This is a genomic window from Geobacter grbiciae (assembly GCF_018531165.1).
GTDB lineage: Bacteria > Desulfobacterota > Desulfuromonadia > Geobacterales > Geobacteraceae > Geobacter > Geobacter metallireducens.
This window is the reverse complement of record NZ_JAHDIW010000013.1, coordinates 43,891-69,621: the sequence shown is the minus strand read 5'-3', so window position 1 is coordinate 69,621 and position 25,731 is coordinate 43,891. Positions and strand designations below refer to the sequence as shown.

The following is a 25,731-nucleotide window of genomic DNA, read 5'->3' as shown; positions in this document are numbered from 1 at the left end:
CTGCCGCGTCTGGAGGTTGTTATGAACCCGCTCATCCAAGCCATGACTGGCCGCGGCGACACGCTGCTGGCTGAACTCGAAACGATGTACAAGGACTTTCACCAGCATCCGGAACTGTCAATGCGAGAGGTCCGCACCGCCAGTCTAGCGGCCGACTACATTGAGGCGCTGGGCTATGAGGTAACCCGCGAGGTGGGCGTTACCGGTGTCGTGGGAGTGTTGCGCAATGGCGAGGGACCCACGGTGATGCTGCGCGCGGACATGGATGCGCTCCCCATGGCGGAAAACACCGGTCTCCCCTACGCCAGCACCGTCAAGGCCAAGGATGAGGATGGCATCGAGGTGGACGTGGCCCACTCCTGCGGCCACGATTTCCACGTAACCTGGCTGTTGGGAGCATCGCGCATTCTTGCCGAGCACCGCGACGTTTGGCACGGCACCGTCATGGTCGTGTTCCAGCCAGGTGAGGAAGTGGGACGCGGCGCCTCCTGCATGGTCAATGACTGGGATGACGGACGGTTTCCCAAACCGGATATCATCCTCGCCCAGCACGTGATGGTGGGGCCAGCCGGTACGGTCAGCTACCGTCCGGGGGTCATCCTGTCAGCGGGAGACAGTCTGAAAATCAGGCTGTTCGGTCGCGGCTCCCATGGCTCGCAGCCGCAGACCGCCATCGACCCGGTGATCATGGCAGCCGCCACGGTGCTGCGTCTGCAAACCATCGTCTCGCGGGAGATATCCCCCCTGGATAATGCCGTGCTGACCATCGGCTCACTCCAGGCGGGCACAAAGGAGAACATCATTCCCGACGATGCCGTGATCAAGCTCAACATGCGCACCTACGACGCAGACGTGCGCGAGAACATGCTGTCGTCGATCAGGCGCATCTGCTGTGCCGAATGCGATGCCTCCAATGCCGAGCGACCGCCTGAGTTCACCACTCTCAGCAGTTACCCTCTTACTCAGAACGATGACGCTGCCACCCGCAGGGTGGCGGCAGCCTTCAAGGCGCAATTTGGCGACAATGCCTACGAGGCGGCACCTGCATCGGCCAGCGAAGACTTCAGCATCTTCGGGCGGAGCTGGCACGTACCGTATGTTTTCTGGTTCGTCGGCGGCACGGACGCGGAGGTCTACGCGCAAGCGAGAACGGAAAAACAGATCAACAGGATACCGAGCAATCATTCTCCCCAGTTCGCGCCTGTCATTCACCCAACACTGGAAACGGGGCTGCGGGCCATGCTGACGGCCGCATCGGCTTGGCTCTGCAGTGAACAGCCCCTCAAAACCATTCCGTTTAGCAAAATACAGTTCTAATTTTCTGCCATCATTTGGGCGCCGTTCCAACATATGGGCAAAAATCACTATTAGCCAGCTCATAAGCATTGCCACGCACAACAATTACTATAAATATTTCAGCTAGTTGTATATTTTATCAAGAGCCTCCTCCACTGGAACGCCTGTTGCTAAACATTGCTATAGAAACGCGGTTACGCAACAGCCAATTCCCATCACAGAAAGAGGAGGCTCACATGTTAAAGACTGATGGCAAGACCAGCAAGGTACTGTTAATCGCGGCCATGGACACCAAGGGCGTGGAAGCCCGCTACATCGAATCGTGCCTGGCGAAGGCGGGTTTCACCACGTTGATCATGGATATGGGTATCCGTGGCAAAAGGCCCGGTCCGGTCGCAGTCACCCGGGATGAAGTGCTGCGCGCTGCCGGAAAAACCTGGGATGACATACGGAATGTCACCAGCGAGGGGGACGCCGTGGACATCATGATCTCCGGCGGCGTCAAGTGTGCGCTTGCCCTGTACAAAGCGGATCTGATTCAGGGGGTCATCAGTCTCGGGGGAACAATGGGCACCACCCTGGGCACGGGAGTGATGCGGGCTTTCCCCATTGGCTTCCCCAAGGTAATGATCTCCACCATCGCCGCCAAGGATACCGAGGCATTTATTGGGAACATGGATATTTTCATGCTGAATTCGGTGTCCGATCTGGCTGGTCTGAACCGGATCACCCGTAAAGTATTGCGAAACGGGGCGCTGGCAATTGCCGGCCTGGTCCGGGAACGGGAGTTCCATGACGAATTTTCGCGCCCGCTGGCCGTCCTGACGACCCTGGGCACAACGGAGGCCACCGCGGCCCGGATGAGAATCCACTTTGAGGCGTGGGGATACGAAAGCGTGACGTTCCATACCACGGGAACCGGTGGCCAGGCCATGGAGCGGATGGTCAACTTCGAGCCGGTCTCCGCAGTGGTGGACCTGTCCCTTCATGAACTGATAGACCACCATTTCGGAGGAGCGTTCGATCCCGGTCCGGAGCGCGGCAGAGCGGCTCTGCAAAAGGGGATACCGACGGTGATCGTTCCGGGCAACATCGATTTTCTGGTAACCGGTCCCATGGCCCAGGCCCGGGTTAACTTTCCCGGCAGACGGGGGCACAAACATAACGCCAACATCACCTGCGTCCGGACTAGTCTGGAGGAAATCCAGCGGATAGCCGAAATCATGGCAGGTTACTGCAATGAAAGCACGGGGCCCGTTGCCGTCCTCGTGCCCATGAAGGGGTTCTCGTGCCTGGATCATGAGGATGGCCCCCAACCGGACCCGGAGGGGCCTCGCGTTTTCGCCGAAACCTTCGCCAAGGCGTTAACGCGCACCATCCATTTTGAAACCGTCCCGCTGCATATCAACGATGAAGCGTTTTCTGAAGTGATTGTCGGAGCACTGCAAAAAATCGGCGGACTGCGGAAAATCGAGGTTGATCGGCTGCCGTCCCGACAACCTGCAACCTGGAACCCTTACAGCTCATTGCACACCCTCGACCGCTTCTCCGGTAATCAGCACACCACACCGGAAGCAACAGGAGATGCGCTTGCGGCATGAAGAACAATTCAACATCCCCCCGGGAACCGTCATCGTTGATGAAGAGGTGCCTGGGGGATGTTCTTGAAGCGGCAATTCTACGTTGCCGGATTGTGTCGGCATGGCGGCGTAAGGGGCGGAACTCTCGCTCCGCCCCTTACGGGAACCTTTGGTGGGGAATGTGACAAAGCAGAAATGGATGTTGACCGTGAGCCAGCCTAGAATCCGCCGGTTCAGAACGAGGTGACGATGGCAGGAAGCACGGTGTGGGAGGAAATCAACCGGTCAGGAGCATGCATCGACAGGGAGGCGCTGTCGCCGGCCCCGGTGAGCACGCTCACCACTCGCACGCCGGCGGCGCGGCTGGCGAAAATATCTATCGGGGCATCACCCACGTAGAGGGCGTCGGCGGGTGCGACGCTGAGGTGATCCAGGCATTTAAGGATCCCCTCGGGGTCGGGCTTGCTCTTGGAGACATCCTTGCCGAGCACGACCGCGTCAAAGCGCTCCAGGACACCGTTTGGCCGAAGCAGTTCCAGAACTTCCGGGCGGGCGCCGCTCACGATGCCGAGCAGTATCCCGAGACCTTTCAGCGCATCGAGCGTTTCCAGCACCCCGTCGAACAGCTTGCCGTGCTCCCGCAATATCCGCGGCCACTCCCGGGCAGCATTGGCGGAAATAGCCTTCAAAATGGCAGCGCCATCACTCCGATCCTCCGGCACAATGCCTTTCCAGAAGCTGCCCCCAGAAGAGAGCGCCAGCCGCACCTGTTCCTCTGTCACCTCAAAGCCGAACGGCTCGGCAGCGACCCGCGCCACCTCGATGTAGGCGCCGACCGAATCGACCAGCGTACCGTCAAGATCGAACAGTACCGCCCTGACGGCGAGCGAGCAACACAACTCTGCCCCGAGCCCCGCCTCGGCACCAAACGTAGAATGCCCTTCAAATACCATGATTACTCCCGGAACTACCGATTCAAGCCTTATCTGACATGCTCAGATCAACCTCATCGCGATTGCCCAGGCCGAGTGAATTGTCGATGAAATAGAGACGGTGCGGGACAACCTTGTACCAGCGCACCTTGGCCATCGCCTTGACAATCGCCGCAGGAGCTTGTGCCAGCAGACCGACCAGGGGAAACTTCCGACCGTACAGTTTGCGGGCTTTTTCCTCCTCCGCACCGGAAATCTCGCCGGCAACGCCTTCGATCTGCACCCCCTTGATTTCGAGCCAGTCGGAATAATCCTCCTGGATTGTCACGGCGACACGCGCCGTTTGGGCCAAATCAAGACAATGCCGGCTCGTTGGCGATGACAGAAAATAGAGGGTGTAGCCATCGCTGACATAGAATACCGCCGCCGCCCAGGGGCCGTCGCTGCCGCTGGTGGCCACGGTGGCAACATTGTGGTCCCTCAGGTACCTTTGCACCCGCATGCCCAGGGCGTCACTCATGCCCGGCCACCGGTCGCCGGCTCGTCATCGTGCAGCCGTCCCAGACGATAGGCCAGTTGCGGCCGGGTCAGGCCGAGCACCCTGGCAGCAGCGGAGAGGTTGCCATTGGCCTTCTCCACGGCGGCCCCTATCAGCATGGCCTCGGCCTGGTCCAGGGTCATGCTGCCGTTCAGGACCTCGTCGTAGAGATCTTTGCCGGGTTCCGCTTCACCGTGGTCAACACCCAGACTGCCGTTGCTGTCGAGGCCGAATTCCATGGCCGGATCATTGTTGCTGGAGGAAAACATCTGCTCAAGTTCGATACGGGTGCCGTTGGGTGCCAGAATGACCCCCCGTTCCACCATGTTCATGAACTCCCGGATATTGCCCGGCCAGGGGTAGGTCAATATGACCCGCATGGCTTTATCGGTAAAGCCGTTGAGCTTCTTGCCGTAGATTGCGGAATACTTCTCGATGAACCTGGTGGCAAGGAGAGGGATGTCTTCCTTGCGCTCCCTGAGAGGAGGGATATTGATCTGGAAGGCATTGAGCCGATAGTAGAGATCCGAGCGGAATTTACCCTCCTTGACCAGCTGCTTCAGGTCGACGTTGGTCGCCGCAACCAGCCTCACATCCACCTTGCGGACCTTGTGATCACCCAGACGCTCGATTTCCCCCTCCTGCAGAACCCGCAGCAGTTTCACCTGGGCCGAAAGGGGCAGATCGCCGATTTCGTCGAGAAACAGCGTTCCGCCATTGGCCCGTTCGAAGCGCCCCGGTCGGGTGTTGAGGGCACCGGTGAAGGCTCCCTTCTCCACCCCGAACAGTTCCGACTCCACCAGATCGTGGGGGATGGCGGCACAATTGATGGCAATGAATGATTCGTTGCGACGGGTGCTGCGGTCATGGAGCGCCCGGGCGAAGACCTCCTTGCCAACGCCGGTCTCCCCGAGGAGCAGGACCGTTATCTGGCTTTTGGCCGCCTGTTGCAGCATGTCATAGGCGACCCGGAATGCCTTGGAATTGCCGACGATGTCCGTGGGGAGCTTTTCCTTCTCGTTTATGGCCGAACGCAATTGCACCACCTGGGTCTGCAGATCGATGAGCTGGTCGGCAATGGACTCCTGGTTGAAGATGCGCAGGTAGTCGGCCGAGTCTTCCCATTCCTCGATGGGCTTGCCGACTATGCGGCAGTTGTTGTCCCCCTTGCCGATACACTCGATTTCCTTGTACAGGATCGGCCGCCCCATCAAGGCCGTGGTATAGCCACAGGCATAGCCGATCTGGCTCCAGCAGACCGGTTCGGAATGGGTGCCGTACTGGTGCCGGTGCCACTGCCCCTCCCAGGAGTTTTCCCAGAGAAACTCGCCGTAGAACCTGCCGGTGGCGCGGTCGGCTTCCAGCTTGAGCGTGGTAACCTTGACGATCCCCTCAAGGGTATGGAGTTGAGTGCCGATCATGAAAGCTTCGTAGTCGGTTGCCCCCTGATCCCGCCTGCTGAAGACTTCCGCATCGTGCATGCCCGATGCAAAGCCCATGCGGATGAGAAGCCCGCGCGCGCGTTCCATGCCGAGGGTGTCAATCAACTCCTTGCGCATCCCCCCCTGTGCGTTGGCATGAACCAGGAGCATGCGGTGCTCGTGCAGCCATATCTGACCGGTTTCGGCACAGAAATGCACCAGTGAGCGCAGGTCGCTGTTAGTTGCGTCGCAGGCGATTTTTCGGTTACCGCGGGGTTTGCTCATCGTCGTCTCACGTCCTCGTCTATCGTTGCTAAGCTATTTTCACAATGATCATGGCCACGTCATCAGAGAGGGGCCTGGCGCCGGTAAACAGGGTTAACTTCTGGAAAATCCCGCCCATGATCTCCCTCGGATGACTGTGCCGGTATTCAGCAATGGCCTCACAGAGCCGCCCGGTGCCGAACGGCTCTCCCCCGGCACTTTCCGCTTCCGTTACGCCATCGGTATAGAGGATGAAAATGTCTCCCGCCGCCACCCGGATGCTTTTCTCCTCGAACCCGACCTCTTTCATGACTCCCATGATCATTCCGTCGGCGTCAAGCTCCACGAAACTCCCTTCCTCCGAGTGGTAGAGAACGGGATGATTGTGCCCGGCATTGGCGTAGGACAGGGTATGGTTAGCAGCGTCCAGCCGGATATAGAACATGCTGATCTGAAGCTCGGCCCGCGAGAGGTCATCGTGGAGCAGGTCATTCACCACTTCGAGAAGTTTTCCGGGAGGCCGGGCGGCGGTGACCTTGGCGTTGAGCACGCTGCGGGCCATGGTCATCAGGAGGGACGAGCCGACACTGTGGCCGGTGACATCGGCAATGACCATATCGATGGCGCCTTCTTCCAGAGTGAAGAAATCGTAGTAATCGCCCCCCACATGGGTCGCCGGGTGACAGCAGCACGCCATGAGCACCCCCGGCAACGCCGACGGGCAAACCGGCAGGAACGACTGCTGGATCTCCTTGGCTATCTCCAACTCCCGGTTGATCCGGGCGTTGTCCAGAAGTGCGGCGGCGGCTTTTTTCTGCTCGGTGATGTCTGAGAAGCTCCCCCGGATACCAAGGTATGTTCCGTTGTCGTCGAACACGGGCTGGCAGACATGGTGAATCCAGCGGATATGGCCATCACGGTGAACGATGCGGAATTCGAGCTCCCCCAGAACCTTTGCCTCTCTCACCTCGTGCCGGTGCCCCTCCACAAGCCTCCGGTCATCGGGGTGAACGATATCCCAGATCAGGCCCGGGTCGGCATTGAATGCTTCGACTTCATAGCCGCAGATCCTCTCGCAGGAAGGGGACGTGTAAATGACCCTTCCTTCCGGGCTCAGCCAGAATTCCCAGTTGAAGGTGTTGTCGGCGACGATCCGGTATTTGACCGCGGCCTCCCGCAGGGCCTCTTCCGCGCGCCGTCGCTCCGTGATATCGCGCCCCTCCGGAACGATCAGGACCACATTTCCCTTCTCATCCTTCACGGGTTTAAGCGAAAAATCTATGTACGCAACTCCTCCGTCATGGGTCGCCGCGTGGGTGGTTTCAAAGCGGATGAATTCCCCCCGGGCAGCAGCCTTGACCCCCTCGCGCACTCGCTTCTGCTCCTCGCGGGAGTGCGCCCACCACGGAGTGTCCCAGAAAGGCCTGCCGATAACTTCCGATTCCTTCCCCTTGATGGAACGGAAGGCGGCTTTATTGATCTTGATGAGGGTTCCATCCGGCTTCAGGAGCCCCATCAATTGAAACGCTTCGTCAAAGACGACCGACAGGAGGGCGTAGCTTTGGAGAAATGCCTCGTCTTTCGGAAGGGATTTGTTGCTTCGGAATCTCTTGAGAAAATTTTCGGTAGCTTTGGTTTGCATGGCGTGTTCCTCGCCACCTCACTCCGGAACGGCTGCCAGGGCAACGCCGGCGTGCGCCACACCATTCTCCTGCAGGCGCTTGAGCCGGTAGGCCAGTTGAGGCCGGGTCACACCAAGCGCCCGTGCCGCTGCCGAAAGATTGCCGTTGGCCGTTTTTACGGCCGATTCGATCAGGGTGGCCTCAACCTGGTCAAGAGTCATGTTGCCCTTAACCACAAACTCGTAGAGGTCTTTCACGGGCTCCTGAGTATCGATACCCAGGCTGCCGTTGCTGTCGAGGGCGAACTCCATGGCCGGATCGATGCTGCTGGAGGAGAACATCTGTTCCAGCTCGATACGGGTGCCGTTGGGTGCCAGAATGACCCCCCGCTCCACCATGTTCAGCAATTCACGGATATTGCCCGGCCAGGGGTAGGCCAAGATGGCCCGCATCGCCTTATCGGTAAAGCCATTGAGCTTCTTGCCATGGATGGCGGAATACTTCTCGATCGACCTGTTGGCGAGGAGGGGGATGTCCTCCGTGCGCTCCCTCAACGGGGGGATGTTGATCTGGAAAGCGTTGAGCCGGTAATAGAGGTCCGAGCGGAACTTACCCTCCTTGACCAGCTGCTTCAGGTCGACGTTGGTCGCCGCGACCAGCCTCACATCCACCTTGCGGACCTTGTGGTCCCCCAGACGCTCGATCTCACCTTCCTGGAGAACCCGCAGCAGTTTGGCCTGCGCCGATAGCGGCAGATCGCCGATTTCATCGAGAAACAGCGTCCCCCCATTGGCCCGCTCGAAGCGGCCCGGCCGGGCATTGAGCGCCCCGGTGAAGGCCCCCTTCTCCACCCCGAACAACTCCGATTCCACCAGATCGTGGGGGATGGCAGCGCAGTTTATGGCAATGAACGATTCGTTGCGACGGGTGCTGCGGTTATGGAGGGCCCTGGCGAAGACTTCCTTGCCGGAGCCGGTCTCCCCAAGAAGCAGGACCGTTATCTGGCTTTTGGCCGCCTGTTGGAGCATGTCGTAGGCCATGCGGAATGCTTTTGAATTGCCGACGATGTCAGCGGGAAGCTTCTCTTTTTCGCTAATGGCCGAACGGAGCTGGACCACCTGGGTCTGCAGATCGATCAGCTGCTCGGCAATGGACTCCTTGTCGAAAAAGCGCGAATATTCCGACGCGTCTTCCCACTCCTCAAGGGGTTTTCCAACGATGCGGCAGTGGTTCTCCCCCATGCCGGCGCACTCCAGCTCCTTGTACAGAATGGGACGTCCCATGAAGGATGACGCATAGGCGCACGCATACCCTATCTGGCTCCAGCAGACCGGCTCCGAGTAGGTGCCGTAGTACTGCTTGTGCCACTCGCTCTCCCAGGAGTTTTCCCAGATGAACTCGCCATAGAAGCTGCCCGCGCTGCGGTCGTACTCCAGCGAGACCGTGGATACCTTGGCGATACCTTCCAGCATGTGCAGCTGTGGGCCGGCAATGAACGCCTCCACATCTCCATCGCTTCCGGCCCTGGTGCGGGCCAGTTCGAAGTCACGCATCCCCGCCGCGTACCCCATGCGGGTGAGAAGTCCCCGGGCCCGGTCCATGCCGAGGGTGTCGATCAACTCCCTGCGCAACGACGCCTGGACCTCGGCGTGGATCAGGAGCATGCGATGCTCGTGCAGCCATATCTGGCCGGTTTCGACACAGAACCTCAAGCGCGAGCGCAGATCCGTGTCGTTCGTGTCGCGGACCGGTCTGGTTTTACCGGAATATTTGTACATGGAATACCTGCCACCGGGATTTATATAAAACTACGTTATACCACACATGTATATTTGTCCAGTACATATGGTTGGCAGTCACGATGTAACCGCCCGCCAGTCTTGCGATAATAACAATTTATGGTGCCGGGAAAACATTGCAGCACACTAATCTATTGTTTACTTATTCAGCAGTTTTATAAATGCTTACTAATTTTATAATGTTTCACCCCATCAACTTCACATCTTTTGCAATCCCGGCGCTCAAAAATTGCCTCAAGCCACTATTCGCAACAATCCAGGCCGTGATACCTTGCATTCGCTTTTCACCATTTAATCAACAATCCCCACTCCCCGTCAACAGCAATTCACCAAATGATAAAACGATGGTACTTGCCATTTTGGTCAAAACAAGCGACCAACCAACCCTCCCTGAAAACCGTGAAACCTTGCCAGTACTGCCTTTTCTAAACACTTCCATTGCCTATTCGATTTTTACAACAGCGTTTGGCATATCCAGTGCTTTACGCAAGGCAGTCAACCCGCAAGCAATCAACTGGAGCTACGCATAACTAAAACATACATAACAATGTTCTGCGTATCAGGCATGTATAAGCGCTCAGGAAACAACAGGGTCTGAAAGGATGGGAGTTGATCATGACCGCAATGAATGACGGGCAGCATGGGGCGACCATGGAAGAACTGGTGAACAACGGGCTGGATAACGTTAATGATGGCACAAGGGCCGCTGTCCCGGGCATCGCTCAACTAGGGCTCTACCTGGTGATATTCATGGCCATAAGCTGGGCGATGATGTTCTACATCCCCACGACGTTCCTCTTCACCGTACTCCTCCCCGCTTCCTTTTACGTCCTTTACAGCCTGGTGGTTTTCTCGCCCCTGGTTTCCGGCGGCTGGCCCTTCGCTCCCCCCCTCGGCAGCTGGCGTCCGGGCCAGAGCTGGTTGAAGCCGGGGCTGGGGACGACCGCTCTCCTGGTGGCCGCCGCCATCGCGGGCCCTCTCTTCACGAGCACGATCTATCCCCGAATCCCCCTTTTCCCGGTCGGGTTCTGGTGGGGGATCATCCTCTTCACGGTCACCCTCTGGTATTCCATGGTCTGGAACGGCTGGCCCCTCAACCAGAAATGTTCTCCGGCCGTGCGGGGGATCGGCGGGGGATTGATCATCCTTCTGATCACCGCAATCCTCTGGCGACTGGTGAACCTGAGCGGCACTCCCTTTGCCGGCGCCCCCTATGATCCCCGCGGCCCCTTCCAGGCAGAGTGGTTCTTTGGGTTCCTGGTCTGGATCATCGTCTGGATACAGGCCTTCTCCAACGTGCTGACCTTCCAGCAGTGGCCATTTTACAAGCTCGGCGAGCCCTGGGGGCAGATCGCCAATACGGTCGTTTCCATCGTGCTCGGCTGGCTCTGCTGGACCACGAGCCTCACGTTCATGGGCCCGACCTTCTCCTTCGCCGCCGTCGCCGGTTCCATCATCGGCATGCAGAACTTCCACGGTGCCATCTTCGGCTACTACCCATTCCAGAAATTCAGTCAGCCCAAACGGGGTATCTGCAACTTCCTGACGGAAATCGCCCTGGCCTTCGTCTGGATCGTCATGCTCCGGGTACTGATGCAGCCCATTGTCGCCAAGGTTCAGGCAGCGGGGCTTCCGTTCGATATCAACGTGGTATCCGTGCTCTACACCCTGCACTTCATCGCGCTGCTCACGCTCATCCACAACTTCTATTTCCTGAGGGCACCCTTCCCACCATCCGGGCCTCCCCCTGCTCCCGAATAAGTGTTGTCAATGTCGTTCCAGCCCTGAATTGAGCACAACGAACAGAGGAGAAGACGATGGCAAACCCAAGCGGCAAATATCAGGTGAAGATCCTGGGCATCGAGGACTATCAGGCCATGACGGCATGTCAGAGCGCCTGCCCCCTGGGAACCGATACCAAGCGGTACGTACGGGCCATCACCGAAGGGGATTACGAGAAGGCTTTTCTCATCGCCAGGCAGACCAATCCCCTGGTTTCCGTATGCAGTAGGGTCTGCACCGCCCCCTGCGAAAAGTCCTGCCGGAAAGGGGAACAGGGTCACCCGGTTGATATCCGTGCCCTCAAGCGGTTTGCCTGCGACCGGCATGGCGTGGCATCGCCCCGCGCCGTAGCCACGAGGCTTGAGGAAATCTCGCGCCAGAACGGATGGGTGGGAGACCGGACCGGCAACCATATCCTGACCATGTCCGCCGCGCAAAAGGCCGGAACAGCGGCCACGTCACGAACGTCCGCCCCCCGGGTGGCCATCATCGGCTCAGGCCCGACCGGCCTGTCGGCAGCCCACGATCTCGCCCTGCTCGGCTACCGGGTGACAATCTTCGAGGCAGCCCCCTACGCGGGGGGGATGCTGCGCACCGGGATACCGGCCTTCCGCCTCCCCAAAGAGGTGCTCCAGCAGGAGATCGATGCAATCCTGAATCTCGGCGTGGAACTGAAGCTGAACAGCCCCATCGGCGAAGACCTGACCCTGGCCGACCTCAAGACACAGGGGTACGAGTCGGTGTTTATCACCATCGGCCTGCAAGACCCCCTGCGGATCCTGAACATCGAAGGAACCGACCTGGAGGGGATCCATAGCGGCGTCGAGTATGTGCGGGATCACGAAAAGATCCGGCTGGGGAAACGCTGTCTGGTCATCGGAGGCGGGGGGGTGGCCATTGACTGTGCCCAGCACGCCGTGCGGCAGGGGGCGGAACAGGTGATGATCGCCTGCCTTGAGTCCTGGGAAACGATGCCCGCGAGCCTGACGGAACGGGAAGATGCCCAGGAGGAGGGGGTCGTGTTTCACCCCGCCCTCGGACCGCGCCGTTTCATCGGCCACAACGGGCACGTGGTCAGGGCCGAGTTCCTGCAGGTGAGCTCCGTCTTCGACAGTGACGGAAGGTTCAGCCCCACCTTTGTCCCGGACAGCACCACCACCATGGGAGTCGATTCGGTCATCCTCGCCGTGGGCCAAGCCTCGACCGCCCCCTCCCTGGCCGGACTGGCCGGGCTGGACCTCACCCCCAACGGCCTGATCCGGGCGGCGGAGGACATGTCCACCAATCTCCCCGGCGTTTTTGCCGGCGGCGACGTGCGCTGGCGCTTCACCCGCAATGCCACGGACGCCATTGCCGACGGACAGAAGGCGGCCCGATCCATCCATGGCTACCTCAGCGGGCATTCGCCGCAGGTGATTCGGAAGGGGTTCATGCGGCCGGTGTCGCCGGACTTCGAGAATACCCGCTGCGACACCATCCCCCCGGTACCGATCCCCAAGCGTGATGCCGGCGAGCGGGTCCGGACCAAAGAGGAGATCACCATCGGATTCGGGGAGGCGGAGGCGAGGGAGCAGGCCGCCCGGTGCCGGCGGTGCAACATCCAGACGGTGTTCGAGCGGTCCCGGTGCCTGCGGTGCGGCACCTGCGTCGACACCTGCGTGAACGGCGCCCTGAAGATAGTCCGGTTGGCGGACATCCAGGGGGACGAAAATGTGGAAAAGCTGACCGAGGCCCTGAGGAAGAGCGCGCCGCCCCGCGGCAAGGCTATGACCGCGATCATCAAGGACGAGAGCCGCTGCGCCAGCTGCGGCATGTGCGCCCGCCGCTGCCCCGGCGGAGCGATAACCATGGCCGAGTTTTACTGTCAAGAGGAATGGGAATAGCCAACAACCTGAGTGTGTACGTGGAGACCAATCATGAGTGAATCAGCCTACAGCATCAAAGAGTCCATCATGCAGCTTCCAAGGAACATCAAGGCTTCCATTTCCCGCCGTGGAGAAGGAACGGCGGAACAGGAACGGGCCGCCGCGGTATTCGGCAACATGTTCCTCCATGTCCATCCGGTGAGGGTCCATGTGAACTCCCTGCGCGCGGGATACACCTTCGGGCTGGGACTGATCTCCTTCTACCTGTTTCTCATCCTGGTCGCCTCGGGGCTCCTGCTGATGTTCTATTACACCCCCTCCACCGAGTTGGCCTACCGGAACATGAAAGACCTCGAATATGTGGTCACCTTCGGCGTGATCCTGCGCAACGTCCACCGCTGGTCGGCCCATGCCATGGTCGCCTTTGTCTTCCTCCACATGTGCCGGGTCTTCTATACCGGCTCCTACAAGGCCCCCCGGGAATTCAACTGGGTCATCGGGGTCTTCCTGCTGCTCGTGACGCTCTTCCTGAGCTTCACCGGCTACCTCCTCCCCTGGGACCAGTTGGCCTTCTGGGCCGTCACCGTCGGCTCCAACATCGCCTCCTATATGCCCGTACTCGGGGATTACGTCCGCTTCCTGATGCTGGGGGGGAACGAGGTCGGCCAGATGGCGCTCCTGCGGTTCTATGTGCTCCATGTCGTGGCGCTCCCTCTTCTTGCGGCCACCCTGCTGGGAGTTCATTTCTGGAGGATTCGCAAGGACGGCGGCCTGTCACGGCCCAAGAACGACTGAGTCCGGTTGGATACGCGAGAGACACCTGAGGAGGTTCAGACATGCAAGCAGCTAAAAAAGAGGAGATTTTCCCGAAGGACCCCAACAAGACCTATTCCCTGATGGCAATCGTCGACGGCGACTCCTTCCAGGTGGAAAAGGGTCCCGAAGACACCGTGCAGAGCTGGCCGCACCTCATGGTGCGAGAACTGGTGCTCTTCCTCCTGGTCCTGGCCGTGATCCTGGGCGTTTCCCTGCTCTTCAACGCCCCCCTCGAAGAGGCGGCCAATCCGCTGCACTCGACCAACCCGGCCAAGGCCCCCTGGTATTTCGTCGGAATCCAGGAACTGGTGAGCTATTCGGCACTTCTGGGGGGGATCGTGACCCCTGCCCTGATCGTGGTCTCCCTCCTGCTCCTCCCCTATCTGGACCGGAACCCGAAGGGGACCGGCGTCTGGTTTTCCCGGGACCGGCGGGTCGCCACCATCCTGTTCACCATCTTTGTCGTTGCCATGGTCATTCTCATCCTGATCGGCCAGTTCCTGCGGGGACCCAACTGGCATCTGTACCTGCCGTGGAAATGACCGGTTGATACCAAACCCCTTGAAAGGAGAAGTGATATGAGTTCCGAAAACAGCACCGGCGCAACGATTCTCCCCTTCAGAACCACCGACGAGGCGGTTGACGAGGAGCGCAGAGGCTTCGTGAAAAAGATGGCGCTGACGGCCCTGACCGTGGGGGTCGGGGGAGCCGCCATCCAGAGCGCCCGTTTCTTCAAGCCCAATGTCCTGTACGAGCCCTCGAAGGTTTTCAAGGTGGGTGAGCTGAGCAAGTTCCCGATCGGGAGCCGCATCGTCATCGAAGGGCGGGGGATAGAGATCGTCAGGGAACGGGACGGCATGCACGCCATCTCCCTTGTCTGCACTCATCTTGGATGCCTCATAAAGCCCGTGGAGAACGACCCGGATATCGGCTACATGTGCCCCTGCCACGGCTCCACCTTTGCCCTTAAGGGTGAAGTTCTGGGGGGACCGGCCCCGAAGGACCTCCCCTGGTACGAGATGTACATGGACAATACCGGGGCTCTCGTGGTGGACACGTCCAAGGTGAACCACAAACGGACCAAACTCGTAGTCTGAGACAGGAGCAAACCCATGGAGGATAAGCAGATGGAAAAGGCGGTTTCGCGCAAGCTTACATTATTCTGCGTCATCTGCGGGGTGGCCGTACTGGTCCTTATGGGAGCGACGGTGATCCGCGACGGGGAGCGGGAATGGAAGCATTACCAGACCCAATACCGGGAGATGCTTCTGAAGATGATCAAGAAAGAGGACAACCCGACGTTCTATCAGCGGGTCGAGGAGATGAAGCCGGAGATCCGGCAGGTCGTTGTTGAAGAATGGAAGACGGTCGACCGCTGCACGACCTGTCACCAGGGGATCGAAGACCCCCTCTTTGTCAACGCCAAGCAGCCTTTCACAACCCACCCCAATCCGGAGCTGCTGAAGCACCATCCGGTGGATAAGTTCGGCTGCACCATGTGCCATGGCGGGCAGGGGCTGGCCACAACCTACAATGGCTCCTCCCATCAGCCCATCGACAACTGGCCCATCACCCTGGTGGCCAAGGGGCTCATGCAGTCCCGGTGCGGCTACTGCCACAAGGATTTCGAGGCCATCAAGGCCGACCGCCTGATCCAGGGGCGCGAACTCTACAAGGAAATGCATTGCGCCGGCTGCCACCAGATCGACGGTCAGGGGGGAAACGTGGGGCCGGACCTGAGCAACTTCGCCGACAAGGACCCCAGCAACTTCTCCTACGAGAGCATTGAGGGCCCCCACTCCAAGCAGACATGGGTCATCGAGCACTTCAGGGATCCCAAGCGGGTCAGCCCCGGCACCCCAATGCGCACCTACGTCATGAACGACGACCAGATCGAATGTCTCGCGAGCTATGTCCTGAGCCTTACCCAGCGAGGTTTCTCGCGCCCGTACAGCACCAAGGTGAAGGCTGACTTTGTTCCGCCCAAAGTGGATGACACCGTCCCCGAACCCGAATTGTCCGACGCAGCGGATGACACCGGAAGCAACTAGTGCCGGATAATCATTGACGCTGGAAAGACTTTCCAATGAGGAGAGAGAGAATGAACCGGAAAACCTCGTTAATAGTGGCGGCAGCACTGGCCTTCGGGATGCTCTTGCCGGGCTCCGGGGCACTGGCGCAGGAACCGCCGAAAATGCCCTACGTCTTCGCCATGTACTGCGTGATGTGCCACAAGGAAAGGGTGCAGATCGGCCCCATAGGCATCTACGACATGATGTCGAAGAGCGGCAACCCGCTCCACGAGCAGTTGATCCGTAACAATACCCGCTTTGGCTACAACGCGATGCCTGCCTTCAGGATGTCGGAAGTGAGTCCGAAGGAGCTGAACGCCATAGTGGCCTACCTGAAGGACGTGGCGGCATACCGCAAGACCCATCCCGGTTACAAGCCGGTACCGGCTAAGGAAGGAGGGGCGAGAAAATGATGGAAACGGGAAGAAGAGGGTTTTTCAAGCAGATTTTCACGGCCGTGGCGGCGGTAGCCGCAACGGGGGCCACAGCAGCCGTCCCCCGCAGGGCCGAGGCCTCCGTGGCGGGACAGATCAAAGGGATTTGCCTCTACGTCCCGAGCCTGGGCAAGGCGAGTGACTTTGTCGAGATGATGAACAACAACGCCCCCGGATCCTGGACGGTTCACCCCCTCACCGGGTCCCTGAGCGAGCATTACTTCACCACCAGGAACCTCTACGAGGAGGCTCGTGGGAGCGCCAACACCTTTGTGGGCGTCGTGGACCCGGCGACCTTCGCCATCGTTCACGAAGCGATCGTCGATTGCGGCGGCAGTTTCCACTACACCACCTACGAAGACCGGAACCGGGTCACGTTTTCCGCACAGTTGTAACCGAGGAGGTTTGAAAATGAGTCGTTTCATTGCACTTCCCAAAGGAGTGACAGAAGCAGCCTTCGCAAAGGCCATCCAGGAATATCGGGCGCTCCTGGGTGAGGACCGGGTCCGGACCGATCCGGCATCCCTTCAGTCCTACATGAAGATCATGATCCCGGAGACCGAGGAGCTGCACAAACCTTCGGCCGCCATGTACCCCAGAACGGTCAAAGAGATCCAGGCCATCGTCGCCATAGCCAACAAGTACAAGACCCCCCTCTGGACGGTGAGCACCGGCAAGAACATGGGATACGGCTCCGCCGCCCCAGCCACCCGGGGGCAGATCGTCCTCGATCTGAAGACCATGAAAAAGATCATCCATGTGGATGAAGAGCTGGGGTACTGCCTCGTGGAGCCGGGGGTAACCTACTACGATCTGCAGCAGTACTTCCGCAAGCACAAGATGAACCTGTGGGTCGACGTCCCCGCCCCTTCGGCCATGGCCAGCCCCGTTGGCAACACGGCTGACCGGGGGGTCGGCTACACCCCCTATGGCGATCACTTTCTCGTCTCCTGCGGCATGGAGGTGGTCCTGGCCAACGGCGACGTGATCCGCACCGGCACGGGTGGAGTTCAGAACTCCACCAGCTGGCAGGCCAGCAAATGGGGATACGGACCGTATGTGGACGGCATTTTCACCCAGTCCAACTACGGCATCATCACCAAGCTCGGGGTCTGGCTCCTGAAAGGCCCGCCCCCCGGCGGTTACATGCCGTTTCTCATGAAATTCCCCAAGGTGGAGATGCTGGGCGACATCGTCAAGACCTTCATGCCCCTGCGCCTGGCCCAGATCATCCCCAACGCCTGCGTCGTGGTCAACGCCGGCTGGGAAGCGGCAGGCTACTTCACCTACGACAAGAACGGCAAGGGGACCAACCGGAGCACCTTCTACAAGGGAAAGGGAAGCCTCCCCCCCAAGGTGTTCCAGGAGATCATGGACAAGTTCAAGATCGGCGCCTGGAACTTCTACGCCGCCCTCTACGGCTCCCCCGAGCAGGTGGCCCTCAACTGGAAATACGTCTCGGGCGCCTTCAAGGCCAAGTTCGGCAACCAGGTCCAGATCATCACCGAGAAGGAAGCCAAGGACGACCCCATCTTCGAGTACCGCCGGCAGCTGATGATGGGGGGGAGCACCCTGCAGGAGTTCGGCCTCTACAACTGGCGCGGCGGTGGCGGTTCCATGTGGTTCGCTCCGGTGGCGGCGGCCAGGCCGTCCGAGTGCGACAAGCAGATGAGGGTTGCCACCGACATCCTCAACAAGCACGGCTTCGACTACGTCTCCGAGTTCATCGTGGGGTGGCGTGAAATGCACCACATCATCGACCTGCTCTACGACCGTACCCAGCCGGACGAGATGCACCGGGCCTACCAGTGCTTCGATGAGTTGTTGAGGGTGTTTTCCAAGAACGGTTACGGGACCTACCGCACCAACACGGCCTTCATGGAAAAGGCGGCCAACACCTACGGGCCCGAGATGCGGAAGATCCATCGGACCCTGAAGAAGGCGCTGGATCCCAACAATATCCTGTCGCCCGGCAAGTCGGGCATCAACCTGGATATTCCTCTGTAGCCGACAACCGTTGAGGAGGTATGAAAATGAGTCGTTTCCTTGCGCTGCCAAAGGGCGTTACCGAAGCAGCCTTTACCAAAGCGATCACTGAGTATCGCGCCCTTCTGGGAGAGGGGCGCGTCCGCACCGATCTGGCATCCCTCAGTCCGTACATCGTCAACTCCATTGCCGAAAGCGATGCACTGCACACGCCCTCGGCGGCCATCTACCCGACGACCACCAGGGAAATCCAGGCCATTGTCGGCATTGCCAACAAGTACAAGACCCCGCTCTGGACCGTCTGCAACGGCGAGAACGAAGGGTACGGCTCCTCCGCGCCTGCAACCGCCGGGCAGATAGTGCTCGATCTGCGGAACATGAAGAAGATCATCGAGGTCGATCGGGAGTTGGGCTACTGCCTGGTGGAGCCCGGCGTGACCTATGCCGACCTCCAGCAGTACCTCACCAGCAACAAGATCAACCTCTGGCTCGATGCCCCGGCACCTTCGGCCAACGTCAGCATCCTCGGCAATATCCTGGAACGGGGCAGCGGCTACACCCCCTACAGCGAGGATTTCCTCTTTTCCTGCGGCATGGAAGTCGTGCTGGCCGACGGGACCGTGCTCAAGACCGGCATGGGTGGCATCCCCAATTCCACCAGCTGGCAGGTCTTCAAGTGGGGGTTCGGTCCTTACGTGGACGGGCTCTTTTCACAGGGGAACAACGGGATCGTCACCAAGATCGGCGCATGGCTCATGGGGGCTCCGCCGCCGGGGGGGTACAAGCCCTTCTGCATCAGATTCCCCAAGAACGAGATGCTCCCCAACATCATCAAGCCGCTCATGTTCCTGCGCCAGGCCCAGATCGTTCCCAACGCCTGCGCCTTGGTCAACGCCGGGTGGGAAACGGCCACCCGTTTCGCCAATGACCGGAGAAACAATGGCCGTTTCATCAACACGGCAAACCGGGTCATTCCCGCCGGCAAACTGGTCAACCGCAACGTGGGCGCCTGGAATCTCTACGGGGCCGTCTACGGCTCTCCCGAGCAGGTGGCCCTGAACTGGATGTACGTCTCCGGCACCTTCAAGCAGGCCTTCGGCAACAAGATCAGCATCATCACCGAGAACGAGGCCAAGGGGGACCCGGCCTTCGAGTACCGCAAGCAGCTCATGATGGGCGGGGTCACCAGCCGCAACCCCCTGGACAGCTGGCGCCCCGGCTACGGCTCCATGAAGTTTGAGCCCACGGCGGCGGCACGGCCGGGCGAATGCGCCCAGCAGGCGAAGGTGGCGGCAGAGATCATCAACCGGCACGGTTTCGACTACCTCAGCGAGTTCAGTTTCTTCTGGTACGACGCGCGCCACACCGTCGATCTCCGTTTTGACCGTACCAAGCCCGAGGAGATGAAGCGGGCCCATGCCTGCTTCAACGAGCTGATCAGCGCCTTCAGCAAACATGGCTGGGCGGTGGGCCGCACCAACACTGCCTTCATGGACAAGGTGGCCGACTCCTACGGCCCGGCAAAGCAGAGGCTCAACCGCACCATCAAGAAGGCCCTGGACCCCAATAACATACTGTCGCCGGGCAAATCAGGGATCACGGCGGGTTAACGTTCAATGACCATCTGGAGGAAACAATCCATGAATCTATCAAAATCCCTGATTGTGAGCATCTGCCTGACGGCCCTCGTCTTCATTCACTCGGCGGCCTGGGCCTTCAACTCCAGCTCCTTCAACGGCACGGCCGACTTCTACGCGGGGGCGGCTCCCCCGCCGGGACTTCATCTCATCGACTACAACGTCTTCCTGGACATCAAGAAGATCGAGAACAAGGGGCAGGGATTGGTCGACGGGAAAGGGACCCTTACCGCCATAGCCTTCCGTCCCATCTATGTATCGGAAAAGGGACTCTTCGGCGGCAACTTCCTGATGCACTCCATCATTCCCCTGCTGACGGTGGAGGCCGACGTGAAGGCCAATACGCCCGGTGGACAGATCACCGTACAAGGGCATGACGGCGGTCTCGGCGATGTCTACTTCGGGGTCGGCATGGCGTGGCACACCCCGGTCTGGCACTGGCTGACGGTACTGGACGTCATCACCCCCACCGGCAGCTTCGACCCGAACAAACCCATCAATGCCGGCAACAACGCCTTCATCATCGAACCGGTCGTGGCAGTTACCGGCATGTTCCAGAACGGCATGGAGGTGAACGCCAAGCTCATGTACTCCTACCACACCAAGAACAGCGACTATGTGGAAGCAGGGACGGGCATCAAGGGGTATCAGGCGGGTCAGGCGATCCACATGGACTACAACGTGAACTACGCCGTGACCAAGGATCTGAAGCTCGGTGTTACCGGCTGGATCTGGCAGGGGCTCGAAAACGACCGGATCGGCGGGCAGAAACGTGCCGACACCAAGGACTTCGAATTCTCCATGGGTCCGGCGGCCCGCTACCAGAACGGCAAGTTTGCCGTCATCGGCAAGTATGTGCTGCCGGTGGCCGCAGAAAACCGTATCGAAGCCAACCAGCTCTGGATCGATCTGGTCTATTCATTCTAGGAATTTCACAGGGATTGACACTCTTCCGGAGGGCAAAACGATGGACGACAAGAAAATACTGATAATCAATCCAGGCTCCACCTCGACGAAAATCGGTGTCTTTACCGCAGGGGAGATGATCGTCAATCAATCGGTGAAGCATGACGACGAGGAACTGAGAAAATTCCCCACCATCTGGGACCAGTATGATTTCCGCCGGGATGCGATCTTCAAGGTTCTGACGGACAACAGCCTCTCCATGGGGGAAATGGACGCCATCGCCTGCCGCGGCGGCAACGTCAGGCCCCTCCCCGGCGGCATCTACCGGGTCTGCCCGAAGATGATCGAAGACATGAAAAGTGGCATCTACGGCGGCCATCCCATCAACGTGGGGGGGCTGGTGGCCTTTGACCTGGGGAACCAGTTCAACATCCCCGTACTCACCGCCGACCCCCCCATGACCGACGAACTCTGCACCTCGGCCCGGTACAGCGGCATTCCCCAGATCAGCAGGCAGAGCAGTTTCCACGCCCTCAACCAGAAGGCCACCGCCAGGAAAATCGCCGCCGAACTGGGGAAGAAATACGATGACATCAACCTGATCGTCGCCCACCTGGGCGGGGGCATCTCGGTGGGCGCCCACCGCCGGGGGAAGATCATCGACGTCAACAACGCCCTGGACGGCGACGGCCCCTTCTCCCCGGAGCGGGCCGGCTCCTTGCCGGCGGGGGACCTGGTGAAGCTCTGCTTCAGCGGCGAGTACACCAAAAATGAGGTTCTCAAGCTCCTGACCGGCAAGGGAGGCCTGTTCGCCTACATGGGAACGACCGATGCCGTCGAGATCGAGAAGAGAATCGCCCATGGGGGGCAGAAGGCGGCGGAGGTCTACGAAGCGATGATCTACCAGGTGGCCAAGGAGATCGGCGCCTGCGCGGCGGTCCTTGAGGGGGACGTGGACGCCATCGCCCTCACCGGCAGCCTGGCCTACTCGAAGAAGCTCGTGGAAAGCCTGAGCCGGAAGGTTTCCTTCATCGCCCCCGTGCTCCTCAATCCGGGCGAAAACGAGATGGAGGCCCTGGCCGACGCGGCCATGAGATATTTCAGGAACGAAGAGGCGTTGTCCATCTATAGCCAGGACAAGGCGGCATGACCAGATGTACCCCCTCACCCCTCCCCTCTCCCCAATGGAGAGGGTGGCCAAAGGCCGGGTGAGGGGAGAAATGTGACAAAGTAGGCTCAGCCAACCAAATAAACCAATAAAGGAGAGCAAAATCATGGGAAAACTAACGGGAAAAGTTGCGATCATCACCGGCGGGGCACAGGGAATCGGCGCGGCCTACGCGGTAGGCCTGGCAAAAGAGGGAGCGAAGATCGTCATCGCCGACGTGCTTGACGGCGCCAAGGCGGTTGAGGCGGTGAAAGCAGCGGGAAGCGACGCCATCTACGTCAAAACGGACGTGAGCAGCCAGGAGCAGTGCGACGCCATGGCCCAGGCCGCGGCCGAGAAGTTCGGCTCCGTGGATATCCTCCTCAACAACGCCGCCATCTTCGGCAGCATCGTCCTGAAGCCGTTCACCGAATGCACCCCCCAGGAGTTCATGAAGGTGATGGAAATCAACGTCCTCGGCCAGTTCAACTGCATGAAGGCGGTATTCCCCCACATGAAGGCCAAGGGGGGGAAGATCATCAACATCGGCTCCTCCTCCATCAATGAAGGGGTCCCCGGCATGCCCCACTACGTGGCCTCCAAGGGGGCGATCATGGCCCTCACCCGCTCCATGGCCCGGGAACTGGGGGACTACAAGATCAACGTCAACACCATCGCCCCCGGCTTCACCCATTCCGACGGCGGTAACAACTTCGACAAGAACAAGAAGCTCGACCTCCCCCCCCTTGAAGAGCTGCAGCTCAATGCCCGCTGCCTGAAAAGGGAAGCGGTGCCCGAAGACCTCATCGGCCTGGCCCTGTTCCTCTCTTCCGATGACAGCGCCTTCATCACGGGGCAGATGATCGTGCATGACGGCGGATTGTCGTTTCACTAAAGAGGGAGGGTACCATGAAAGAAGTGCTCGACATGCTTCCCACCCCCTGTTACGGCAGCCTGGCGACGGTGGACGGCGGCAAGCCCCGGGTCAGACCCTTTGCCTTCATGTATGCGGAGAACGGCCGATTCTATTTCTGCACTGCCAGCAACAAAGATGTTTACCGGCAGCTGACCGAAACCCCGTGCATCGAATTCACCAGGACCACCGATGATATGCGGTGGCTGCGGATCAGCGGCGGGATCACGTTCGACGAGGATCTCAAGAGCAAGGAGAAATGCTTCGCCAACTATCCCATGCTCAAAGACATCTACCAGACACCGGACAACCCGCTCTTCAAGGTCTTTTACCTGGAGCACGGCGCGGCATCCGTCAACAGCCTGGCTGGGCCGCCCAAAACATTCGAGTTCTGAACCACTACGCCCCAGAAAGGGATAACCATGAAAGAATACAGACTTTTCATCAATGGAGAATGGGTGCCTTCCTCCACGGGCACCACGGCCGACGACTTCAATCCGGCCACCGGCGAAGTGTATGCCAAGGTGCACCAGGCGAGCCGCGATGATATCGAACAAGCCATTGCCTCGGCCTATCGCGCCAAGGACGCTTGGGGGAAGACGGTGCCGGCCCAGCGGGAGGCGATCCTGATCAAGGCCGCCGCCATTCTCGAGGAGCGGATTCCCGAGTTCGCCGAGGTGCTCATCGACGAGGGTGGCGCCACCTTCGGCAAGGCGATGTTCGAAAGCTCCTTTGTCGTCACCCTCCTCCGCAGTGCGGCCGGCGAGTGCCGCCGCATCTTCGGCGAGACGATCCCCTCCGACGCCCCCGGCCTCTTTTCCATGAGCGTCCGCAAGCCTCTTGGGGTCATCGCGGGAATATCCCCCTTCAATTTCCCGTTCCTGCTGGCCATGAAAAAGGTCGCCCTGGCCCTAGCCGCCGGCAACACCTTTGTCCTCAAGCCCGCCTCGCCGACGCCGGTCATCGGCCTAAAAATAGCCGAACTCTTCGAAGCGGCCGGTCTCCCCAAGGGGGTTCTCAACGTCATTCCCGTCAAGGGGAGCACCCTGGGGAATACCCTGGTCGAGGACCCGAGGATCCGGATGGTAACCTTCACCGGCTCCACGGATGTGGGGAAACAGCTTGCCGAGGTCGCGGGGCGCCACCAGAAGAAGATCACCCTGGAAATGGGTGGCAAAAGCCCCCTCATCGTGCTCAAGGATGCCGATCTCGATTATGCGGTTGACGCTGCCGTATTCGGCATTTTCCTCCACCAGGGACAGGTCTGCATGGCCAACTCGCGTCTCATCGTCGAAGCCGAGATCTACGACCGGTTCTGCGAGAAGCTGGCGGCAAAGGTCAAAGGGCTCAAAGTGGGCGACCCCCACAAACCCGACACGGTCATCGGCCCCCTCATCGAGGCCAAGCAGTGCGCCTTTATCGATTCACAGGTAAAGGATGCGCTGGCCGACGGAGCGCGGATCCTTTCGGGAGGGAAGTCGGAGGGGGCGTTCTATCAGCCCACCATCGTGGCCGATGTGACCAGGAAGATGCGCATCTTCGACGAGGAGAGTTTCGGCCCGGTCGTCTGCGTCATCAAGGCCGCCGACAGCGAAGAGGCCCTGGCCCTGGCCAACGACTCCTCCTTCGGCCTCTCCGCCGGCCTGATCACCAACGACCTGCAGAAGGCCTTCGATCTGTCGCTGCGGCTTGAGTCCGGCATGGTCCACATCAATGACAGCAGCATCTTCGACGAGCCCCATGTCCCCTTCGGCGGCGTGAAAGACAGCGGCGTCGGACGCGAAGGCGGCCACTATTCCATGGAGGAGATGACCGAGGTGAAGTGGATTACCGTGCAGATGGGCAAACGGCAATTCCCCTTCTAGAAGACTGACGAAACACAACGACGGAGCCAGGAGAGAGCGCGGCAACGCGCCTCTCCGGAAGCTCCTCTTGAGGGAGGCTCATCATGTTCGGATTCGGCATGCCTGAAATCATCATTCTGCTGGTCATCGCGCTCGTGGTCTTTGGGCCGGCAAAGCTTCCCCAACTGGGCTCGGCATTGGGGGGAGCCATCAGAAACTTCCGAAAAGGGACGGAAGAGCCGACGGTTGTAAATCACCAGAACAAAGAAAATCATGAAACCGCCGACAGACACGAAAAAATCTAACATAATGCTTTATTTTTCACTATTTCACGTTGACATGACCTCCCCTTGCGGTTATCTTGTATGCAAGAGGATTTATTGAGATGATTTCATATCGGGACCACATAGTATTTTTAATCGCCAAGGCCCATCAACGGGCCCAGGGAGCCCTTAAGGGACACCTTCTCCCCTTTGGCCTCACCCCCATGCAGTGCCTCTTTCTGGAGGCCCTCATGGAGGAGGATGGGCTTTCGGTGGGAGAGATCGGCCGGCGCATAGCCCTGGATACCGCCACCCTTGCGGGAATTCTCGATCGCATGGTCACGGCCGGCTGGGTCAGGCGCGAGACCGACTCCCAGGACGCCCGGGTGGCGCGGGTCTATCTGACGGGGAAGGCTACGGCGGCCATTCCGGAGTTGTCAGCAAGCATTGAACGAACAAACGATGAGCTCATGCGAAACTTTTCCCTTGAGGAAAAACTTCTGATGAAACGGTTCCTTCGGGATTTCCGGGAATAAGAGTGATTTTCTTTTAACCTAACACCTTGCATACAAGATATCTGCATGGGGCAAGGGCCATCATCAATGTGAGGAGAT

General features: G+C 59.6%; 25 protein-coding genes. 20 read left to right on the top strand and 5 right to left on the bottom strand.

The window, feature by feature from the left end; genetic code table 11:
• The first annotated feature begins 21 nt into the window (after positions 1–21).
• Both KJB29_RS14805 and KJB29_RS14800 read left to right on the top strand, forming a co-directional pair.
• The gene (locus tag KJB29_RS14805) at positions 22–1,317 is read left to right on the top strand and encodes a M20 family metallopeptidase (protein WP_246561578.1); all 1,296 of its coding nucleotides are present in this window, start codon (positions 22–24) and stop codon (positions 1,315–1,317) included.
• Positions 1,318–1,532: 215 nt separating this feature from the next.
• Positions 1,533–2,897, top strand: a complete 1,365-nt coding sequence (locus KJB29_RS14800) for a Tm-1-like ATP-binding domain-containing protein (protein ID WP_215735195.1) — start codon at positions 1,533–1,535, stop codon at positions 2,895–2,897.
• A 212-nt stretch (positions 2,898–3,109) separates the two neighbouring features.
• Here KJB29_RS14800 and KJB29_RS14795 read toward each other — a convergent pair whose 3' ends face one another.
• Genes KJB29_RS14795 through KJB29_RS14775 form a run of 5 tightly spaced genes read right to left on the bottom strand, consistent with a single transcriptional unit; the run spans position 3,110 to position 9,431 of the window.
• Positions 3,110–3,829, bottom strand: a complete 720-nt coding sequence (locus tag KJB29_RS14795) for an HAD family hydrolase (protein WP_215735194.1) — start codon at positions 3,827–3,829, stop codon at positions 3,110–3,112.
• Positions 3,830–3,851: 22 nt separating this feature from the next.
• A complete protein-coding gene (locus KJB29_RS14790) occupies positions 3,852–4,328 on the bottom strand; it encodes a pyridoxamine 5'-phosphate oxidase family protein (protein WP_215735193.1) in 477 nt (158 codons plus the stop codon).
• Complete coding sequence (locus KJB29_RS14785) at positions 4,325–6,052, bottom strand: sigma-54-dependent Fis family transcriptional regulator (protein WP_215735192.1); 1,728 nt, start codon at positions 6,050–6,052, stop codon at positions 4,325–4,327. The genes KJB29_RS14790 and KJB29_RS14785 overlap by 4 nt, the downstream gene beginning before the upstream one ends.
• A gap of 28 nt (positions 6,053–6,080) precedes the next feature.
• Entirely contained in the window at positions 6,081–7,673 is a 1,593-nt protein-coding gene (locus tag KJB29_RS14780) for a SpoIIE family protein phosphatase (RefSeq protein ID WP_215735191.1), read from the bottom strand.
• Positions 7,674–7,691: 18 nt separating this feature from the next.
• Positions 7,692–9,431, bottom strand: coding sequence for a sigma-54-dependent Fis family transcriptional regulator (locus KJB29_RS14775; RefSeq protein ID WP_215735190.1), 1,740 nt, complete (start codon positions 9,429–9,431; stop codon positions 7,692–7,694).
• 182 nt (positions 9,432–9,613) lie between these two features.
• On the opposite strand from KJB29_RS14775, the gene KJB29_RS14770 reads away from it, so the two are divergent.
• The 18 genes from KJB29_RS14770 to KJB29_RS14685 all read left to right on the top strand — a co-directional run bounded on the left by KJB29_RS14770 (position 9,614) and on the right by KJB29_RS14685 (position 25,653).
• Positions 9,614–9,982 (top strand): hypothetical protein, encoded by a 369-nt coding sequence (locus tag KJB29_RS14770; RefSeq protein WP_215735189.1) that lies wholly within the window; start codon positions 9,614–9,616, stop codon positions 9,980–9,982.
• 85 nt (positions 9,983–10,067) lie between these two features.
• A complete protein-coding gene (locus KJB29_RS14765) occupies positions 10,068–11,213 on the top strand; it encodes a hypothetical protein (RefSeq protein WP_215735188.1) in 1,146 nt (381 codons plus the stop codon).
• A gap of 56 nt (positions 11,214–11,269) precedes the next feature.
• Positions 11,270–13,117 (top strand): FAD-dependent oxidoreductase, encoded by a 1,848-nt coding sequence (locus tag KJB29_RS14760; RefSeq protein ID WP_215735187.1) that lies wholly within the window; start codon positions 11,270–11,272, stop codon positions 13,115–13,117.
• A 33-nt stretch (positions 13,118–13,150) separates the two neighbouring features.
• A complete protein-coding gene (locus KJB29_RS14755; RefSeq protein WP_215735186.1) occupies positions 13,151–13,894 on the top strand; it encodes a cytochrome b N-terminal domain-containing protein in 744 nt (247 codons plus the stop codon).
• 41 nt (positions 13,895–13,935) lie between these two features.
• Positions 13,936–14,457, top strand: a complete 522-nt coding sequence (locus KJB29_RS14750; RefSeq protein ID WP_215735185.1) for a cytochrome b family protein — start codon at positions 13,936–13,938, stop codon at positions 14,455–14,457.
• A gap of 36 nt (positions 14,458–14,493) precedes the next feature.
• A complete protein-coding gene (locus KJB29_RS14745) occupies positions 14,494–15,012 on the top strand; it encodes a QcrA and Rieske domain-containing protein (protein ID WP_215735184.1) in 519 nt (172 codons plus the stop codon).
• Between the two features lie 15 nt (positions 15,013–15,027).
• Positions 15,028–15,966 carry a c-type cytochrome gene (locus KJB29_RS14740; RefSeq protein WP_246561570.1) on the top strand — a complete coding sequence of 313 codons (939 nt, stop codon included), beginning with the start codon at positions 15,028–15,030 and terminating at the stop codon, positions 15,964–15,966.
• A gap of 50 nt (positions 15,967–16,016) precedes the next feature.
• Positions 16,017–16,400, top strand: a complete 384-nt coding sequence (locus tag KJB29_RS14735; RefSeq protein ID WP_246561563.1) for a c-type cytochrome — start codon at positions 16,017–16,019, stop codon at positions 16,398–16,400.
• Positions 16,397–16,816 carry a twin-arginine translocation pathway signal protein gene (locus tag KJB29_RS14730; protein WP_215735182.1) on the top strand — a complete coding sequence of 140 codons (420 nt, stop codon included), beginning with the start codon at positions 16,397–16,399 and terminating at the stop codon, positions 16,814–16,816. The genes KJB29_RS14735 and KJB29_RS14730 overlap by 4 nt, the downstream gene beginning before the upstream one ends.
• Positions 16,817–16,832: 16 nt before the next feature.
• Positions 16,833–18,428 (top strand): FAD-binding oxidoreductase, encoded by a 1,596-nt coding sequence (locus tag KJB29_RS14725; RefSeq protein ID WP_215735181.1) that lies wholly within the window; start codon positions 16,833–16,835, stop codon positions 18,426–18,428.
• A 26-nt stretch (positions 18,429–18,454) separates the two neighbouring features.
• Positions 18,455–20,017, top strand: a complete 1,563-nt coding sequence (locus KJB29_RS14720; protein ID WP_215735180.1) for an FAD-binding oxidoreductase — start codon at positions 18,455–18,457, stop codon at positions 20,015–20,017.
• A 30-nt stretch (positions 20,018–20,047) separates the two neighbouring features.
• A complete protein-coding gene (locus tag KJB29_RS14715; RefSeq protein WP_215735179.1) occupies positions 20,048–20,971 on the top strand; it encodes a SphA family protein in 924 nt (307 codons plus the stop codon).
• Positions 20,972–21,011: 40 nt separating this feature from the next.
• Positions 21,012–22,100, top strand: a complete 1,089-nt coding sequence (buk, locus tag KJB29_RS14710) for a butyrate kinase (RefSeq protein WP_215735178.1) — start codon at positions 21,012–21,014, stop codon at positions 22,098–22,100.
• Positions 22,101–22,224: 124 nt separating this feature from the next.
• The gene (locus tag KJB29_RS14705; RefSeq protein ID WP_215735177.1) at positions 22,225–22,992 is read left to right on the top strand and encodes an SDR family NAD(P)-dependent oxidoreductase; all 768 of its coding nucleotides are present in this window, start codon (positions 22,225–22,227) and stop codon (positions 22,990–22,992) included.
• Between the two features lie 14 nt (positions 22,993–23,006).
• A complete protein-coding gene (locus KJB29_RS14700) occupies positions 23,007–23,405 on the top strand; it encodes a pyridoxamine 5'-phosphate oxidase family protein (RefSeq protein ID WP_215735176.1) in 399 nt (132 codons plus the stop codon).
• A gap of 27 nt (positions 23,406–23,432) precedes the next feature.
• The gene (locus KJB29_RS14695) at positions 23,433–24,875 is read left to right on the top strand and encodes an aldehyde dehydrogenase family protein (protein ID WP_215735175.1); all 1,443 of its coding nucleotides are present in this window, start codon (positions 23,433–23,435) and stop codon (positions 24,873–24,875) included.
• An 83-nt stretch (positions 24,876–24,958) separates the two neighbouring features.
• Positions 24,959–25,159, top strand: a complete 201-nt coding sequence (locus KJB29_RS14690) for a twin-arginine translocase TatA/TatE family subunit (RefSeq protein ID WP_214186671.1) — start codon at positions 24,959–24,961, stop codon at positions 25,157–25,159.
• Between the two features lie 80 nt (positions 25,160–25,239).
• On the top strand, positions 25,240–25,653 hold the full coding sequence (locus KJB29_RS14685; RefSeq protein ID WP_215735174.1) for a MarR family winged helix-turn-helix transcriptional regulator: 414 nt from the start codon (positions 25,240–25,242) through the stop codon (positions 25,651–25,653).
• Positions 25,654–25,731 lie beyond the last annotated feature (78 nt).